Annotated in this window: 18 protein-coding genes; 17 read left to right on the forward strand and 1 reads right to left on the reverse strand. The window is 54.1% G+C overall.

Annotated features, from left to right (window positions below; all coding sequences use genetic code 11):
* The first annotated feature begins 20 nt into the window (after positions 1 to 20).
* The 6 genes from FE783_RS04675 to FE783_RS04700 all read left to right on the forward strand — a co-directional run bounded on the left by FE783_RS04675 (position 21) and on the right by FE783_RS04700 (position 5,698).
* Positions 21 to 818, forward strand: coding sequence for a PSP1 domain-containing protein (locus tag FE783_RS04675; protein WP_138878160.1), 798 nt, complete (start codon positions 21 to 23; stop codon positions 816 to 818).
* Positions 819 to 1,243: 425 nt separating this feature from the next.
* Positions 1,244 to 2,491 (forward strand): MFS transporter, encoded by a 1,248-nt coding sequence (locus tag FE783_RS04680; RefSeq protein ID WP_338015761.1) that lies wholly within the window; start codon positions 1,244 to 1,246, stop codon positions 2,489 to 2,491.
* A gap of 196 nt (positions 2,492 to 2,687) precedes the next feature.
* Positions 2,688 to 3,614 carry an acetamidase/formamidase family protein gene (locus FE783_RS04685; RefSeq protein ID WP_138878161.1) on the forward strand — a complete coding sequence of 309 codons (927 nt, stop codon included), beginning with the start codon at positions 2,688 to 2,690 and terminating at the stop codon, positions 3,612 to 3,614.
* 109 nt (positions 3,615 to 3,723) lie between these two features.
* The gene (locus FE783_RS04690; protein ID WP_138878162.1) at positions 3,724 to 4,173 is read left to right on the forward strand and encodes a VOC family protein; all 450 of its coding nucleotides are present in this window, start codon (positions 3,724 to 3,726) and stop codon (positions 4,171 to 4,173) included.
* Between the two features lie 53 nt (positions 4,174 to 4,226).
* Complete coding sequence (locus tag FE783_RS04695; RefSeq protein ID WP_138878163.1) at positions 4,227 to 4,985, forward strand: class I SAM-dependent methyltransferase; 759 nt, start codon at positions 4,227 to 4,229, stop codon at positions 4,983 to 4,985.
* Positions 4,986 to 5,191: 206 nt separating this feature from the next.
* Positions 5,192 to 5,698 (forward strand): hypothetical protein, encoded by a 507-nt coding sequence (locus tag FE783_RS04700; RefSeq protein WP_138878164.1) that lies wholly within the window; start codon positions 5,192 to 5,194, stop codon positions 5,696 to 5,698.
* 118 nt (positions 5,699 to 5,816) lie between these two features.
* Here FE783_RS04700 and FE783_RS04705 read toward each other — a convergent pair whose 3' ends face one another.
* Positions 5,817 to 6,218, reverse strand: a complete 402-nt coding sequence (locus FE783_RS04705; RefSeq protein ID WP_138878165.1) for a GNAT family N-acetyltransferase — start codon at positions 6,216 to 6,218, stop codon at positions 5,817 to 5,819.
* A gap of 207 nt (positions 6,219 to 6,425) precedes the next feature.
* Here FE783_RS04705 and FE783_RS04710 point away from each other — a divergent pair, with 207 nt between their 5' ends.
* The 11 genes from FE783_RS04710 (at position 6,426) to FE783_RS04760 (ending at position 17,771) form a co-directional block, all read left to right on the forward strand.
* Positions 6,426 to 7,133, forward strand: coding sequence for a TioE family transcriptional regulator (locus FE783_RS04710; protein WP_138878166.1), 708 nt, complete (start codon positions 6,426 to 6,428; stop codon positions 7,131 to 7,133).
* A gap of 88 nt (positions 7,134 to 7,221) precedes the next feature.
* Positions 7,222 to 7,896, forward strand: coding sequence for a response regulator transcription factor (locus tag FE783_RS04715; RefSeq protein ID WP_138878167.1), 675 nt, complete (start codon positions 7,222 to 7,224; stop codon positions 7,894 to 7,896).
* Positions 7,897 to 9,309, forward strand: coding sequence for a HAMP domain-containing sensor histidine kinase (locus tag FE783_RS04720; protein ID WP_138878168.1), 1,413 nt, complete (start codon positions 7,897 to 7,899; stop codon positions 9,307 to 9,309).
* Between the two features lie 60 nt (positions 9,310 to 9,369).
* Complete coding sequence (locus FE783_RS04725; RefSeq protein ID WP_138878169.1) at positions 9,370 to 10,281, forward strand: ABC transporter ATP-binding protein; 912 nt, start codon at positions 9,370 to 9,372, stop codon at positions 10,279 to 10,281.
* The gene (locus FE783_RS04730) at positions 10,281 to 10,994 is read left to right on the forward strand and encodes an ABC transporter permease (protein ID WP_138878170.1); all 714 of its coding nucleotides are present in this window, start codon (positions 10,281 to 10,283) and stop codon (positions 10,992 to 10,994) included. The genes FE783_RS04725 and FE783_RS04730 overlap by 1 nt, the downstream gene beginning before the upstream one ends.
* A gap of 1 nt (position 10,995) precedes the next feature.
* On the forward strand, positions 10,996 to 11,742 hold the full coding sequence (locus FE783_RS04735; RefSeq protein ID WP_138878171.1) for an ABC transporter permease: 747 nt from the start codon (positions 10,996 to 10,998) through the stop codon (positions 11,740 to 11,742).
* Between the two features lie 496 nt (positions 11,743 to 12,238).
* Positions 12,239 to 13,888 carry a transporter substrate-binding domain-containing protein gene (locus FE783_RS04740; protein WP_138878172.1) on the forward strand — a complete coding sequence of 550 codons (1,650 nt, stop codon included), beginning with the start codon at positions 12,239 to 12,241 and terminating at the stop codon, positions 13,886 to 13,888.
* Entirely contained in the window at positions 13,878 to 15,251 is a 1,374-nt protein-coding gene (locus FE783_RS04745) for a sigma-54-dependent transcriptional regulator (RefSeq protein WP_338015762.1), read from the forward strand. Before FE783_RS04740 ends, FE783_RS04745 begins: the two co-directional genes overlap by 11 nt.
* A gap of 218 nt (positions 15,252 to 15,469) precedes the next feature.
* On the forward strand, positions 15,470 to 16,312 hold the full coding sequence (locus tag FE783_RS04750) for a transporter substrate-binding domain-containing protein (protein WP_138878173.1): 843 nt from the start codon (positions 15,470 to 15,472) through the stop codon (positions 16,310 to 16,312).
* A 20-nt stretch (positions 16,313 to 16,332) separates the two neighbouring features.
* Positions 16,333 to 17,010 (forward strand): amino acid ABC transporter permease, encoded by a 678-nt coding sequence (locus FE783_RS04755; RefSeq protein WP_138878174.1) that lies wholly within the window; start codon positions 16,333 to 16,335, stop codon positions 17,008 to 17,010.
* Complete coding sequence (locus FE783_RS04760) at positions 17,007 to 17,771, forward strand: amino acid ABC transporter ATP-binding protein (protein ID WP_138878175.1); 765 nt, start codon at positions 17,007 to 17,009, stop codon at positions 17,769 to 17,771. The genes FE783_RS04755 and FE783_RS04760 overlap by 4 nt, the downstream gene beginning before the upstream one ends.
* The last annotated feature ends 10 nt before the right edge of the window (positions 17,772 to 17,781 follow it).

The raw sequence follows: 17,781 nt of genomic DNA on the forward strand, positions 1-17,781 counted from the left end.
GCATAAGGGAGGGATGACAATTGTACAGCGTAGTTGGCATACGTTTCAAGAAGGGAAGCAAACTGTTTTATTTCGACCCCGGGGATTTGCAACTGGAGCAAGACCAGCATGTTATTGTAGACACCGTACGCGGCTTGGAGTTCGGGAAAGTCGTCGTAGGCAAAAGAATGGTAAAAGAGCAGGACGTCGTGCTGCCCTTGAAGCCGGTTATCCGGGTCGCCGGAAGCGACGATTATGGAATCGTCGAGAAAAATAAGCGGGACGCCGAAGCTGCGCTCGCCTCGCATTTCAACAAATTCAAAGAGCTGAAGATGAAAGTGGTCGACGCCGAGTGGACGTTCGATCGAAGCAAAATTTTTTTCTATTACACGGCCGACAGCAGAGTCGATTTCCGCGAATTGGTCAAATATCTCGGCAGCGTCTTTCGCACGCGGGTAGAGCTTAGACATATCGGCGTCCGCGACGAAGCCAAGTTAATCGGCGGACTCGGTCCTTGCGGCCGCATCCTTTGCTGCTCCTCTTTTTTGGGCGAGCTCGAACCGGTTTCCATCAAGATGGCCAAAGATCAGAACTTGTCGTTGAATCCTGCGAAAATATCCGGGCTATGCGGCAAGCTGATGTGCTGCCTCCGCTTCGAACTCGATCATTACGAGCGTTCCAACGAGTCGCTGCCGAAGGTCGGTCAATCGATTCACACCTCATACGGACAAGGCAAAGTGCTGGGAGTCCATGAATCGAATCATCGTATACGCGTAAAGTTCCAAGGAGCCGACAACATTAAAGAATTCGAGTTGGATGACCCGACTATCAATTGGTAACTGACAGGTTGTACAGCCGCTTTATCTAAAATAAGAAAAAAACCATGTCGACTGTACCGCGGTCGATATGATCATGAAATAAGCAAGATCGCGATGCGAGAAGCAGCATAGAAGCCCGTTATAGATAGTCCGATTCCAGTCCGCGCATTCCGCGGATTTTTTTTGTTCGGCTTTCCCGATTTTCCCGCTAAGAAATGAACATAACCAAACTTTATCTGTTTTGCGTCGAAGTCATGCTTGTATAATAGGAACAACTAATTTCGGGGGTGTTCGATCATGTCACGAATCAAATCTGCCGTCACGTTATTTAAGGTGTATAAAGAAAACGACCGGTAGAGCATACGCGCGCAGCTAACGCGGCGTAACATGTCGGGACGGGCGCGAACGTGTCAACTCTGCCGGCGTCAGAGAGGCGGACCCGACTTATGATGATGCTACAAGCACCGCACGTTTATATCCTCATTGGATTCATGACTTCGCTCGCCAATGCGACGATGTTTACGACTTATGCGGTATATCAGGTAATCGCGCTTGGGTTGACCCCCCTTCAATTGCTGTTGGTGGGAATGGTTTTGGAAGTAACCGTACTCGTTTTTGAAGGTATCACCGGAGTCATGGCCGATGTATACAGCCGCAGACGGTCCGTCATTATCGGCATGTTCGTGCTTGGCATCGGCTTCCTGCTGGAAGGCGGAGCCATATGGCTTGCGGAAGCGAGTCCGCTCCTATCGGCGTTCATGTGGCTGCTGCTGGCGCAGGTCATCTTCGGGATCGGCGCTACGTTCGTTAGCGGAGCGGATACGGCTTGGATCGTCGATGAGGTTGGGGAAGAGAACGCCGGCCGCATTTTTCTGAAAGCGAAGCGTATAGGTCTGTTTGGCACATTGACCGGCATCGCGCTAAGCGTAGGATTGTCGGCGCTCGGACCGAACCTTCCTTACGTCACTGGAGGCGTCATGTATGTGATGCTGGGCGTGTTTCTGGTCTTCGGCATGAAAGAGACGAAGTTTGCGAGTGCCGAGAACGGCAGCTTTGCTGTATCACATTGGAGCAGCATGAAAGCTACTTGGTTGTACGGGACCCGTGTATTCCGGCGCAATCCCGTGCTGCTTATGATTATGATCGTCACGATATTCGGAGGCGCTGCATCGGAAGGATACGACCGATTATGGCAGGCCCATCTTATCGTCGATGTCGGACTTCCGCTGGACGATCGGTTCGCGCCGGCTGTATGGTTCGGGCTTATTGCCGTACTTTCCACTATGCTGAGCTTGATCGTGATATGGATCGCAGAGAAACGAATCGATATGAGCAGCGAGCGGGTTGCGTTCCGCGGCATGCTTGTGCTGACAGCGGCGCGAATCGCAGCCATCGTCGGCTTGGCGTTCTCGTCCGATTTCGCGGGGGCGCTGGCCGCCGTCCTGCTGTACGATATCGTACGGACACTGAGCGGTCCGGTTTACGATGCTTGGCTTAACCTGAACATCGACAGCAAATCGCGGGCTACCGTACTATCGATGATGAGTCAATCAGACGCGCTCGGCCAAACGGCCGGAGGCCCTTTCGTCGGATGGATCGGCAGCCGGTTCTCCATCCGGGCGTCTCTCGTAGCCGCCGCCGTGCTGCTTTCTCCGATTTTGGGCGTGTATGTCCGTGTGCTGCGCAGACGTTGAAGCAAACAGCCGCCGGACTTTCTTTGCGAAGGGTGCCATTTCCGTCAGGAGGACCGTGTAGCCAATCGACCGGTCAAATGGTAATCTAGGTTACGAGACAAGGGTGGCCGACATGCCCTGAGACGGGGAGCGCAACGTTGAATCGTTCTACAAGGCTCGCTTGCACGATCATTCCATATAAGGACGTGAAGAAACTATGGCGGAACATCGGTTTGTACCCCAGTCGTATTGGAATACGATAGGCTCGCACGCACCCGCGCTATACGTGAACAGCGGCGACACGGTTGAGACGACGACGGTGGATGCCCGGGGATGGGACAAGGAAGGCGGCCAGGCGGCCGCGAGAGGCAACCCGATGACCGGTCCGATCCATGTTGCGGGCGCAGAGCCGGGGGATACGCTTGCCATCCGGTTCGAGCGCATCGTGCCAGACCGGGAATGGGCATGGGCGTCCGACGTGCTGTCGCTGGGCGTGGTCGAGCCGGAGTATGTATCCCGGCTGCCGGAGGCGCAAATACGCCGCTGGAAAGTGGATGCGGCGGCAGGCTATGCCGAGCTGGAGGAAGCGTCGACCGGCTATTGGGCCGGCCGTCGGCTCCCGCTGAGTCCGTTTCTTGGCTGCTTCGGCGTAGCGCCGTCGCGGGGGCAAGCGATATCGACAGCAACTTCGGGCGAGCACGGCGGAAATATGGATTACCGCGGCTTTGTAGCCGGGGTGACGGCCTATTTCCCCGTGTTCGCAGAAGGCGCTCTGCTGCATCTTGGCGACGGCCACGCCCTTCAGGGAGACGGAGAAATTGCCGGGACCGGATTGGAAATATCGATGTCCGTCCGTTTCAGCGTCCGGGTCTTGAAAGGCTGCAAGAGTGGTTGGCCACGCGGCGAGACTCCCGACCATATATTTACGGTAGGCAATGCCAGGCCGCTCGATCAGGCGCTGCAGCATGCTACGACCGAGATGCAGCGCTGGCTGACGGAGGGTTATGGCATGACGATGCAGGAAGCGAGCCAACTGCTCGGTCAGGCGGTGGAGTACGATGTAGCGAACGTGTATAATCCGGCGTACTCGATGGTGTGCAAGCTGAGCAAGCGGCTTCTGCCGGACGTCCCGGTTATGAGCTAAGCTGAATAAAAATAGCAATCCAAAAGAAACCGCAGCTCCCTTTCTATGCTACTATTTCAATAGAGCGCAAATGCAGACGCAAAAAATATGGAATGAGGAGCGATACGCCATGCAAAAAATTAGCCCTTTTCTTTGGTTCGACGGCAATGCCGAGGAGGCGATCAATTTTTATATCTCCATTTTCAAAAACTCGAAGATCGAGAGCCTCGTTCGCCATGGCGATACGGTCATGAGCGGGACTTTCCGGATCGAAGGACAACAGTTTATGGCGTTGAACGGCGGCCCGCATTTCAGCTTCTCACCGGCCATCTCCTTCTTCGTGAGCTGCGAGACGCAGCAGGAAGTGGACGAACTGTGGGAGAAGCTGTCCGAAGGCGGAGAGAAACAAAGATGCGGCTGGTTGAAGGACAAATTCGGCGTATCGTGGCAAATCATTCCTACCGCGTTGGGACAGTTGATGCATGATAAGGATCCCGAGAAAGCGGGAAGAGTCATGCAGGCGATGATGCAAATGGACAAGATCGATATTGAAGCTTTGAGAAAAGCGTACGACGGGTAACGCACGGCTACGAACCGGTCTGGTTCGAGCAGGAAAACGGCGGAGAGCCCCCTATGAATACATTTGTATATAAACAATTTTACGACAAGGTTGGACAACGAAACGGATGGGATTTCAGCAAATTGAACGTTATAACCGAAGGGGCGCTGTGGGAATTCGAGCAAGAAGTAGCGGCAAGATGTACGAAGTCCGATCTATTGCTCGATATCGGGACCGGCGGTGGAGAAAGATTGCTGTCTCTCGCCGATGCCGCCTTGCTGCTTGTAGGTATCGACCATTCGTTCCCTATGATCCGGGCCGCCAATGCCAATTTGGAGAAGGCAAAGAAACCGAACGTGCGCTTTCTGCATATGGATGCTGAAAACTTGCGGTTTCCTTCCGGCTTTTTTCAAATAGCTGCATGTCGTCAGTCTCATTTCGATGCCGGGCAGGTGGCAAATGTTCTGGCTCAAGGCGGGATATTCCTCACCCAGCAAGTAGGCGAGCGCGATAAAAACAACCTTACGCAAGCGTTCGGACGGGGACAACATGGTGGGAACGGTGACGGGGTTTTAAAGGATCGGTACGTATCCGAGCTTGCTGAAGCCGGTTTTACCGATATTCGATCTTTCGAATACGATGCGGCGGAATACTATGAATCGTTCGAAGACTTAGTATTTCTTCTGAAACATACTCCGATCATTCCTGATTTCGGCGAAAATGACGATGATTTCGATATCCTGCATCATTTTATTGAAGAGCATCAAACCGACAAAGGAATTAAGACCAATTCGCATCGTTTTATGATCACTGCCGTTCTGTCATCAGGCTGAGGATAGACATAGAATTGCGTTCGGGTGACGAACAGGATCCCCGATGCTAGAGGCTGCCGCTACGATATGGCAGTCTTGTTTGCGTTTACGGGTCATTATAAAAGGAGTTTTTTGCCGGAAGGGCAGAGGAAATGGTGCAACAAAAGAAGGAAGTACACCGTCGTTAAGATGTAATGGAAACGGGGATAAACTTGGGAGGAGAAGGTATGAAACGAGCGGTCGCTGCCATTGCGGTTGTATTCCTGCTATTCGTCCCAGTGCTTCCCGTACACGGGTTATCGTGCGCGCAGCCGAGGCCGGTAGTCGAAGAGTTCGCTTCGAGCGAATTGGTATTTCGCGGCACGGTGAGCGGCAAGAAACGAACCGAAGCCGGAGTGGCGGTCACATTCACGGTGCATGAAGTATGGAAGGGGACGGCCTCCCGCAAGGTGGAATTGTTGGAAAGCGATATGTGGCTCGAGTTCCAAACCGGCAAGCAATACTTGGTATACGTAGATGAGGACCGGGACGCCCGGCGTGCCAATCTATGCGGAAACACGAAGCTGTGGGACAGAGGCATTGTAGATGCGGCTTCGTTCGGCGTCCCGTCGATAGCCAAATTTGCCGAGCCGGTTTCTGCATTCACGGTATGGCGGATAGCGGCTTTGATCGGAGCGGCAGCGGCGGCCTATATCACATACAAGGTTTGGCGACGCCGTCGTTTAACGCGATAAGAGCGGTTCGAAAAGCCGGGAATCGGTTTTTCGCAAATAACAGTTGTTATTAATAAAAGCGCGAAGATTTGGTTTTCCCCCCCAATCTCTCCGGAGGCGGAGAAATTGGGGTTTGTTTTTACAGCGTTTTGCGCAAACTGATCGATTTGGGATACGTAAACTCGAAGCCGTACTTTTGATACGTACCGATAGCCGACACATCGGCCATGATCAGAACTTCGGCTCCTTTCGGAGCATGCCGATTCAAATATTCCGTAATCTCGTTCATGATGATCGTATCCAGCCCTTCGCCTTGATGAGCGGGAGAGACGACGAGATCGACAATTTGAAAATAACAGGCTCCATCCCCAATGAGCCGGCCCATGGCGACAAGCTCTGCATCATCGTCCCTCATGATTACCGAAAAAATCGAATGGCCAAGTGCCGTTCCCGCTGCCGAGTCATCCTTCGAACCGAAGTCTGCGGCAATTCTCAATTCCACATATTCCTTCGAGTCCGGTACTTCATGCGAAAGTTTCATTCGGATTCTCCCTTTCTTATACCGTGAAATCATCATTCCATAAACCATTCTACAACATTAATGCAAGTGAGAAGGTATTGCTCCATCAGTCTTGAAATGAATGACGAAGTTTATTTTAGCACTTTAATGTTCTAATCTAATGTTTGCAGGTGTCGAACGCATCTGGTATAGTGGTCTTCTACTTTTTGACGCCGAGGAGGCGTGGGAATGCATCATTACAAGCCGATAGATATAGCCAGAGTGCTCAACATCAGTACAAGCGCGTTACGGCATTATGAGTCGTGGGGAGTCGTTCCGAAGCCCGCCCGCGCCGAGAATGGGTATCGTCTATATTCGAAAGTGCATTTGGCTTACTTTCGTTGTCTTCGCGCGATGTTTCCCGGATTCGGTGTCGGGGTCACTTGCGACGTGCTTCGCCATATTCAAAACGCCGACATGGATACCGCCTTGTGGCTCGTCAACAAACAACAGGCGGACCTGCAGCAAGAAAAAGTCGTAGCCGACCAAACGCTGGTGCTTCTGCAAAATCCGGAGCTCCCGCTCCTCGCGAATAAAAAGCGGAAGCACCGCATGACGATCGGCGAAGCCGCCGCTATGACCGACGTGCGGCAATCGGCCATCCGGCATTGGGAGAAGGAAGGACTGCTCTCGCCGGAGCGGGATCCGGAGAACGGATACCGGCTGTTCACGCCTATGCACATCCGGCAAATCCTGCTGATCCGCACCTTGCGGAGAACCGTCTATTTTTTGGAGAATATGAAGGAAATTGTGCAAGCCGTGGAGCATCAAAACATCGAGAAAGCCAAGAAAGTTACGGAGGATGCGCTCGCAAGCATCCACCAGCGCAATCGTCTGCAGTTTGCCGGCGTTCACCAATTGGTCGAGCTTTGCAAAGAACTCGGGTTGTCGGGGTGACATCTCGTGAAGGAAGCCGAATTCGTATCGAAGCGGCTGCAACCATGATATAATGGGCAAAAACGGAATGACGCAAAGGTGAACGAATGTGAAAATACCGATTTTATATATCGAAGACGATACGGACATCGGCGCTTGGGTGACGAAGGATTTGGCGGGAAGAGGGTATGAGGTGACTTGGCTGACAAGCGGAGAGCGGGCGCTTCAGGAAGCGGCTGCTTGCCGGCTGGCGATTGTCGACGTCATGCTCCCCGGACTGGACGGCTTCACGGTCGGACAGCGGCTCAAGAAACAGAACCCGCAGCTGCCCGTGCTCATCTTGTCCGCCCGTGCCGCTATCGACGATAAACTGCAAGGGCTGCAATTCGCCGACGATTATTTGACGAAGCCGTTTCATCCCGACGAATTGGCCGCTCGCATCGAAGTACTGTTGAGACGAACCGGGGATGCTTTCGAGGATACGTTGACGCTTAAGCATCTGCTGGTTCATATGCGGGACAAAAGGATCGTACATCGCGATACGGGCGAGGATATCGTCTTGACCGGGAAACAGTTTCATATTTTTCAATATTTGCTGAAACATCTCGGACAAATTATGACCAAAGAGCAAATATTCGAGGCGGTGTGGAGCGAACCATATCTCGAGGGGGATAAAACACTAATGGTGCATATCCGGTATTTGCGCGAAAAGCTGGAGCGCGATCCCGCTGCCCCCGAAATTATCGAAACGATACGCGGCATCGGGTATCGGGTAAAGGCGTAAATGACGAGACGCGGCTATAAATTCAATCAATCGCTGTTGTCGCGCTATTTGCTGCTGCTGCTTGCGGCGCTGCTGTTCATCCCGATCGCGATTCCCGCAAGTATGGCCGCGTCATGGCTCGTCAACCGGCTGTTGTCCCCGAGCTCCGGTCCGACCGAACCGCTGCGGTACGGAACGGGGCTGGATATCGAGCGCGCCTGGCATAGTGAAGCGGGCCAACTGCTCGGGGCTCCGGACGAAATGATTGACGCCCGGCTTCAGGAGCTGAAGCAGCGATATCCGGACGCTTCGCTGTACTGGGTAGACGGCAACGGAAATACGCGTTTGCAGCTGCCTGTACAGGAGCGTGTACCGGTGCATTGGTCGGCGGAAACGGCGATTGCGTTCATGAAGGAGCGGACCGCGCAAAAGTCCGAGCCGTTTACCGTTGTCGCCTTTGTAGGAGGAGACCCGAGCCTGCAATCCGGGTTCATCGTATTCGAGCTTCCGCGCGCTTTTCTTGTTCGTTCGCGTACGGATGATACGAACGACATGGCTTTTTTCGGATTCATCCTCGCTTTGATGCTGATCGTTTTCATGGTGGCGTCTTATTTGTTCTTCCACCGGATACGCCGCAGGCTGCTCAGTCTCGAGGCGGCCATGACGATGTCAGGCAAATCCGGCATCCCGCTGCCCGTACCCGTAGGACGGCCGGACGAGATCGGTCAATTAAAGATGGCGTTCAACGGCATGATTGCCGAGTTGACGCTCAGCAAGCGAAGAGAGAAGGAAGAGGAGGCGCTGCGGCAGCATTTGATAGGCAGTTTGTCGCATGATCTGCGAACACCGCTTACCGTTATGGGAAGCCATCTGTACTCGCTCGGCCGGGAGCCGTTGTCCGAGGAAGGCCGCCGCTCGATCGCCTTGATGCAGCAGAAAATCGGCGATCTGGACCGGCTGCTCGACCATTTGCTGTCATACAATTTGCTCGTAAACGGGCGATATGCCGTGACGCTTCAGCGGCTGGATGTGCTGCGGATTGTGCGGCAAAGCGCAGCCGCCTGGTATCCGGTTTGGGAGAAGGAGGGTATGACGGCGGAACTGGATCTGCCGGATACGCCGCTTTATTGGAGTATCGATGAGCATGGATTCGGCCGAGTCCTCGACAATCTGTTCCAAAACGTGGTTCGCCATGCCAAAGACGGCGGATACGTCGGGATATCCGTAGAGGAACGGCACGGCCGGGCGGCCTTGCTGATCGCCGACCATGGCCCGGGAATGGATTCGGCCGGGATTGTGAAAGGTGCCGGACTCGGCCTGTCCGTCGTCGATTTGCTGCTGAAGGAAATGAGGCTGTACCGGGAGACGGAAAGCTCAGAACGGGGCGTCAAGATGTTTCTTGTTCCGACCGCGGAAAATTTAAACGAAATTTAAACTTCGTCGCGACGTTCCTTTAAACTGAGCCGATTATGATGGTAGGCGAGGTGATGTAGGATGAAACAGCCGGTTATCCAAACGGCCGGATTGACCAAAGTATACCGCGGGCGCGCAGCCGTAGATGCACTGAACCTTCAAATCGGGGAAGGTGAAATTTACGGATTTCTCGGCCCGAACGGCGCCGGCAAGACGACCACGATCCGGATGCTTCTCGGTCTGATCAAGCCGACAAGCGGCTCGATTCGCATACTGGGCCAAGATATGCGCAGCAACAAATTGCAGGTGCTGCGCCAAATCGGTTCTCTTGTCGAGTACCCTTCCTATTACGGCCATCTTAGCGCCGTCGACAATCTGGAAGCGATTCGCCGTATTTTGAACGTGCCGAGGTCCCGGATCGCGGAGGTGCTGAATATCGTATCGCTTACGAAGGAATCGAGAAGACCGGTCCGGGGGTTCTCGCTCGGCATGAAGCAGCGGCTAGGGATTGCCGCGGCACTGCTCGGATCCCCGAAACTGCTCATCCTCGACGAGCCGACGAACGGACTCGATCCCGAGGGCATATTGGAAATCCGCGAGCTGATCAAGGACATGCCCCGCCAGCACGGGATGACCGTACTCGTATCCAGCCATCTGCTGAGCGAGGTGGAGCAGATGGCCGGTACGGTCGGCATCATACGCGAAGGAAGAATGGTATTCCAGGATACGATTCAGAACTTGCGATTGCAGTCGGCACAAGGACTGAAATTATCCGTTTCCGATCCCGAGAAGGCGCTCGGCTTTGTCCGAGTCGTGGGAGGGGAATGCACACTCAGAGAAGGCATGCTGTATTGCCCGGATATACCGGACCGCGAGATCGCGTATCTCGTTCGCGGACTTGTGGAGCAAGGACACGACATTTACAGAATCGAAGAACAGCGGAAGTCGCTGGAGGACATCTTTATGCGTATCGTCGGAAAGGACGTGTCCTGATGTTTGTTCGGGCGCTTTCCGCCGATTTTTTGAAAATACGCGGCAAAGGCATTTGGTTTTTGGTTTTTCTCGGACCGGTCGGATTGGTTGTCATGCAGTCGCTCAACTACGGTCTTCGATATGACTATTTGATGAAACGGCATGCCTCCGACTTGTGGGGCGGCTTGATCGAGAATGTGAGCGCATTTGTGCCGATAGCCCTCTATCTCGGAATGACGCTGGTCTGTTCCTTGATTGCGGGGGTGGAGCATCAGACAAGCGCGTGGAAGCAGCTGCTCGCCCTGCCGATATCCCGATCCGCCGTATTCGCCGCCAAGCTGACGATATCGATCGTTCTGCTGGCCGCTTCTTGCTTGCTTCTTTCGATCGGGACGGTCATCCTTGGTTTTATTCTCGGATTCGGAGCCGCACCTCCATTCGGTGAAATGCTGCGGATGAGCTTTGTTCCTTTTGTTGCGGCTATGCCTATGCTGACGCTTGCGATGTGGCTGACGGTAACGATCAAAAATCAGGGTGTTCCCGTCTCGATCGGCGTCGCCGCCGCACTTGTCAGTCCATTCGTATCGACGATGTCGGTGTTGATTCCTCTGAATTGGCCGGCACTCGCATTCCATGGTCCTTTGCATTGGCAGATGATGGCTGCCGGGGCTTCGCTCGCCGTTGCGATCGGCTTGATCGGATGGTTTCATTTTACCCGGAAGGATGTGGAGTAAGATGAGCGGTTTCTTTCGGGTAGTAGCTTCGGAACGATTGAAAATAGGGCGGCCGCCGATATGGCTGCTTCTGTCGGTCAGCCCGCTGCTCGCGCTTCTGATCGGAATATTCGTCAATCTCGATTCCCCTGGGGTGGCCGACGGCTCGGAATGGGGCACGCTTATCGTCGCCATGTCCATGCTGCACGCGGTCATGCTGCTGCCGGTTCTGGCCGGAATATTGGCGGCATGGGTATGCCGCTACGAGCATGCGGGCGGCGGCTGGAAGCAATTGTTGGCGTTGCCTGTGACGAGGGCGACGGTGTATGCGGCCAAGCTGACGGTCGTCGTCGGCTTGATCGGGATTTGCCAGCTGATGCTGCTGGCCGCTATGTGGCTCGTCGGATTGTACAAAGGAATATCGGCCCCGTTCCCTTGGAGCATGGTGTTGACAAGCTTGACGGGAAGCTGGCTCGCCTGCTTCCCGCTAGCCGCCCTGCAGCTTGGCGCATCGCTCGCCTGGTCCAGCTTCGGTATCCCGCTGGCGATAAATGTATCGTTTACCGTTCCGAATCTGCTTATCCTGAATTCCGCCAAGATCGCGCCGTTCTATCCGTGGGCGCAGCCGGTTCTCGCCTTGGTGCCCGATACGCTGCAGTCGGGAGGGATGCTGCTGCCGCCCATGGAAAGCTTGATCCTTACGGTGACGGGAAGCTTCATCGCGTTTGCGACGGCGGGACTGATCTATTTTGTGAAAAAAGAGATATAGCGTTCGCCGCTATCTTGAACTCATGCCGACTGTGGCATGAGTTTTTGCCTAGTAAGCGAAAATATACCCTTACATTTCACACTCTTCATGCGAAGTCTTGGTGAAGAGAGAGGGGGAACTTTCATTTCCTCTGTTTCCGCTTTTCATCCACAGGAATAAGCGATTGGGACTTGGGCTTTTGGAGTAGAAGTCATTTCGTAGAAGCTCCGAGAGGGAATGAGTATTGAAGCGGAGAGTTTGGGTGTGAATTTGGCATGGACCTCGCCAAAATCACACTCGGGCCGCCTTTGAAGTCGTGTTGTTACCGCCAAGTCTAATCAAGACAACACGACTTCAACAGCGGTTGGAGCCGGGTACTCATTCCCTCCCAACGCGCTAACGTATGGATTTGCACATCAAAGGACCTTCCGGGAACCGGACGGTTTTTCTTAAGTAAGGTATTCGTGTCGTTCTGTTTGAGGAATAATATCGCTATGATGCGGAGGAGGTGCTGTTGATGCGGCATGTGAACAAATTGCATTTAACTCGATACCGACAAACCACTCTGTTGACAATTATTCTCTTAATCGCATCGTTGATGCTAGGCGGTTCGAGGATTGATCCGCATGCGTACGGGCAGCCCGCTTCCGAATATCCGACGAAGCTGAGAATCGCCGGAGACAACCGGTTTCCGCCGTTTGAATACGAATCGAACGGAACGTACCAAGGCTTCGACGTCGATATGATGAACGCGCTCTCGATCGAAACCGGCATCACGTTCGAATTGTATCCGATGCCATGGAGCGAAGCGCTGAAGGCACTCGAGAGCGGGCGGGTCGACGCGATTCAAGGGATGAAATACAGCAAGGAGCGGGCTGATAAATATGACTTCTCGGAGCCGTATTTTACGAGCACTCAGTCGATTTTCGTGTTGAAGGACAACTATTCCGTGTTCTCCTTGGACGATCTGCAGCATCGCGCCATATCGATGCAGGAAGGAGATATTACCGGCGAAGTGCTGCGGAAGGTGCCGAATGCAAGGATGATAGCCGCGGAAAATCAGGAGGAAGCGATCCGCCTGCTGATCGACCGCAAGGTCGACGCATTTGTCGGGAACCAAATTACCGGACAATATGTGCTGCAAACGACCGGACAGCACGAGCTCGTCAAGCTTGTCGGCGATCCGATCTCGCCTACCGATTACGGAATGGCCGTGCTGAAAGGGAACGAACGGCTGCTTGAGCCGCTGAACGAAGCGATCCGTACTTTGAAAAAGAACGGGACTTACCGGAAAATCGAGCGGAAGTGGCTCGGCGAATATATTTATCCTTCCGCTTCCCGTCTTCGCGGCGTATTGACCGCCGTCTTGGCCGGTCTCGTCCTCATTACGGCGGCGCTGCTGCTGATCGTGTGGTGGAACATCGCGCTCAAGCGGGAGCTTCGCAGGCGGATCGACGATTACAAGCGGACGATGGACGAGCTGGCTCGCAAAGACCGGCTCCAGTCGATCGGACAAATGGTGGCGGGAATCGCTCACGAGATCCGCAATCCGATCACCTCCATCTTATCGTATTCCCAGCTTCTGCCGATCAAATACGATAATCCGCAATACCGCGAGTTTTTCGCCAAGCATGTGACGGATGAGGTCATGAGACTGAACCGCATCGTTACCGATTTGCTTGACTTTGCCCGCGACAAGCCTCCTGAGAAAAGCGTGTTCCCGTTACACGGGCTTGTGGAGTCGGTCGTTCTCTTTTTTCAGCCGATTATGGAGAAGAAAGGCATCGAGGTGCGGACAGATGTGCCGGAGGCGTACCGGATAGAGGCCGACTTTCAGCAAATGAAGCAGGTTCTCATCAATTTGCTCAAAAATGCGATAGAAGCGATGGACACCGGAGGCCGGGTGACGATTGAGGCGGCTTTGAAACAAAGATATGTCAGGCTCGGCATCAAGGATACCGGAAGCGGGATCGATCCGGAAGACCAAAGCCAAATTTTCAATCCTTTTTTTACCCGAAAAGCAGGCGGCGCGGGGCTCGGGCTGTCGATCTGCTACCGGCTTGTGACGGAGAACGGCGGCAGCATTCATTTGTTCAGCGAGAAAGGGGCCGGAACGACCGCAGTAGTCAGTCTGCCTCGTCCGAAAGGGGAGATGGATGATGCATAAACCGAATGTGCTGATCGTCGATGACGAGGCGGCTATATGCAAATCATTGTCGTTCATTTTGGAGGACGATTACCAAGTATATACGGCGACAGATCCGGATGAAGCGGTCGACTTGTTTACAGCGGTTACGTTTTCCGTCGTGCTGCTGGATTTGAGAATCGGGCTGAAGGACGGTATCGGGGTGCTGCGAACGATAAAGCGGCTGTCGCCAAATACCGTCGTCATTATGATGACCGCCTACGGAAGCATTCCTTCCGCTGTCGAGGCGATGAAGCTCGGAGCGTTCTACTACGTGTCCAAGCCGATCGATATGACGGAGCTCAAGGCGATGATGAGCCGGGCCTATGAGCAATTCGCATTGCTGTCCCGAGTCGAATGGCTGAGCGGTGAGCTGGAGCGCGCGTTTGACGTGCATGGGCTGATCGGCGAAAGCGAGAAGATGAAGCATGTTTTCGCGATGATCGAGAAAGTGAAAAATATCGATTCCAGCGTGCTCATTATGGGCGAGAGCGGTACGGGAAAAGAATTGGTCGCACGGGCAATCCACTTCGCCGGCGCGCGTTCGAAGGAAGCTTTCTCCACGCTGAACTGCGCCGCTATTCCGGCGAGCCTCATGGAGTCCGAGCTGTTCGGCTACGAGAAAGGAGCTTTCACCGGAGCGATCGCGCGCAAAGCCGGCATATTCGAAACGGCGGACGGCGGGACGCTTTTTCTCGACGAGATCGGCGAGATGGACCTTGGTTTGCAGAGCAAGCTGCTGCGCGTGCTGCAGGAGAAGACGGTAACGCCGGTCGGCGGTCACCGGGAGAAGCGGATCGACGTGCGCATCATCGCGGCGACGAACCGGGATTTGAAGAAGGAGGCGCAGCAGGGCAAATTTCGCGAAGACTTGTATTACCGGCTGAACGTAATCCCGGTTCATCTGCCCCCGTTGCGGGAGAGGAAGGAAGACATTCCGCTGCTCGTCGAGCATTTTATCCGGAAAATAAGCGGCAAAATGTCCAAGCAGACGAACGGCATCACCCGGGAAGCGCTGCAGCTGCTGCAGCAGTATCCGTTTCCGGGAAATGTTAGGGAGCTGCAAAACATAATCGAACGCTCGATCGCGCTCGCAGACGGGGAGCGGCTTGAGCTCGGAGACCTGCCGAGAGATTTGCAGCCGGAGCAGGCAGCGGTGAATTCAGGACGATTCGTACCGGTCTACGTTGGCGATACGGTCGACGAAGCGGAACGAAAGCTGATTATGGCCACGCTGCAGTCGCATGAAGGCAACCGGCGCAAAACGGCGGAAACGCTCGGCATCGGCGAAAGGACGCTTCGGGATAAGCTGGCGAAATATAAGCTGCTTGACGGGGAGCCGTAAAGGCATCCGGATTGCGGACACTCCATACGAATCGGCATTTTTCGCCCGGCAGTTTTTGCCGCCCCGGCGATTTTTGCCGCTTTTTTGTGAAGAAATCGTGTCATTTGTGTTGTAAACCCTTACAATTGACGGATTATTGCCGCCCTTTAATCGATTGGCACGATAATTGCTTATTAAAATAACAGGCAGCAAAATTTCGAAGATGGGGGAATGAATTTATGTTTACTGCGAAAATAAAACCCGGATTGTGGCTCGCCATCCTGTTATGCGTGTTGACCGTGCTCGCTTCGGCGTGCGGCAGCAAGCCGGCGGAACAGCCGAAAACCGAAGGACAAGCCGCTGGGGGGAACGGCTCCGCCGCAGCCAGCTCGGACGAGGTGCTGAAGAAGATCGCCAAAACGAAGACGCTTACAGTCGGCACGGACGCTACCTTCAAGCCGTTCGAGTACAAGTCCAACGATAAATACGAAGGGTTCGACATCGAGCTGATTCAGGCGGTCGCCAAGGAGCTTGGTGCGGATAAAGTGGAATTCGTGGATACCGAGTTCAAAGGACTCATTCCGGGCATGCAGGCAGGCAAGTTCGACCTGATCGTGTCGGCTATGTACATTACCGAAGAACGGATGAAGACGATCGATTTCTCCGACACGTATTTCCCGGGCGGTCTGTCCATCATGACGAAGAAGGACAACAAGTCGATTAACGGCATTAATGATTTGAAGGGCAAAAAAGTATCGGTGCAAATCGGCACGAAATCGGTCAAGTTTCTGGAAGAAGGCTATAAAGACATCCAGATGGTGAAAGTGGAGAAAAACACCGAAATGTTCCTCGAGCTCGAAACCGGCAAGGTAGATGCGGTTATTACCGGATCCCCCGCCGCCAAGACGTATGCAAAGGAAAAGGGAACGGTTCAGGTGCTTCCGCAGGAGTTGACGGAAGAGTTTTACGGCTACGGCATCCGCAAAGAAAATCCGGAGTTCAAGAAAGCGGTTAACGAAGCGTTGAAGCGCGTGAAAGCGAACGGAACTTACGATCAGATCGTCAAAAAATGGTTTGAGTAAACAGGAAATGGGGAGGAACTATGCAGCATTTCGATTTTAGCGTGCTTCTGGAATGGGAATATACAGGTCTCCTCCTGAAGTCGCTCTGGTTCACCGTGTTGTATACGCTGGGCGGCTTCGCGCTCAGTCTCGTCATCGGCACGCTGATCGCGTTCGGCCAGATGGCCAAAAACAAGCCGGTCCGCTACGTATCGCTCACGTATTTATCATGGTTTCGGGGAACGCCGCTGCTCGTACAGCTGTTCCTGCTCTACTACGGGCTGCCGATCCTGTTCGGCATCGACACGGTTGCGTCGGTATCGGGTATCATTGCGCTCGGCATGTATAGCGGCGCTTATACTTCGCAAGTCATCCGGGGAGCGATCCAATCGATCGACAAAGGCCAGTTGGAAGCCGGGCGCTCCCTAGGCTTCTCCTATGCCGAGACGATGCGCAAAGTCATCATCCCGCAGGCGAACGTACGGATGCTGGCGCCGATGACGAACGAGCTGATCTCGCTAACGAAAAACTCGTCTCTGCTGTCGACGATTACGGTAGTCGAGCTGTTCCGGCAGGCAAACATCATCATCGCCGATACGTACAAGACGATGGAGTTTCTATTAGCCGTTGCGATTCTGTACTACTTGGTCAATAACGTAATCGGGCTGATCGGCTTGAAGCTGGAGAAAAGATGGAGTACGGGGGAGGAGACGAAATGATTCGGATAAATGGTCTGCACAAAAGGTTCGGAACGAACCACGTTCTGCGCGGTATCGATCTTCATATCAATCAAGGCGAGGTCGTCGTCATTCTCGGCCCATCCGGCTCCGGCAAAAGCACGCTGCTGCGCTGCATCAACTATTTGGAGACGTACGATTCAGGCCAGGTCGTCATCGAGGGGAAACCGATCGGCCGTATGTCGGTAAACGGCGTATCCCGGGAAATGCCGCAGAAGGAGCTGAACCGGGTACGTCAGGAGGTGGGAATGGTATTCCAATCGTTCAACTTGTTCCCGCACAAAACGGTTATGCAGAACATTACGATGGCTCCCAAGTCGCTGCTGAAAGTCGGGGATGCGGAGGCGAAGACGCAAGCGCTTGACCTGCTCCGCAAAGTGGGCTTGGAGGACAAGGCGGACGCGAAGCCGTCCAGCTTGTCCGGCGGTCAGAAGCAGCGGGTGGCGATCGCCCGGGCGCTGGCGATGAAACCGAAAGTGATGCTGTTCGACGAGCCTACGTCGGCGCTCGATCCGGAAACGGTGGGCGAGGTGCTGCAAGTCATGCGCAAGCTTGCGCAGGAAGGGATGACGATGGCTATCGTCACGCACGAGATGGGCTTCGCGCGCGACGTGGCCGATCGGGTTGTCATTATGGACGGGGGCGTCATACTGGAGCAGGGGCCGCCATCCGTTATTTTTACGAAGCCCGGACATGCCCGAACCAGAAGCTTTCTGAGCCAGGTTTTGGCAGCCCATGCATAGTATCGAGAGG

Origin of the sequence: Paenibacillus mesophilus (assembly GCF_005938385.1) — a bacterium.
GTDB lineage: Bacteria > Bacillota > Bacilli > Paenibacillales > NBRC-103111 > Paenibacillus_AB > Paenibacillus_AB mesophilus.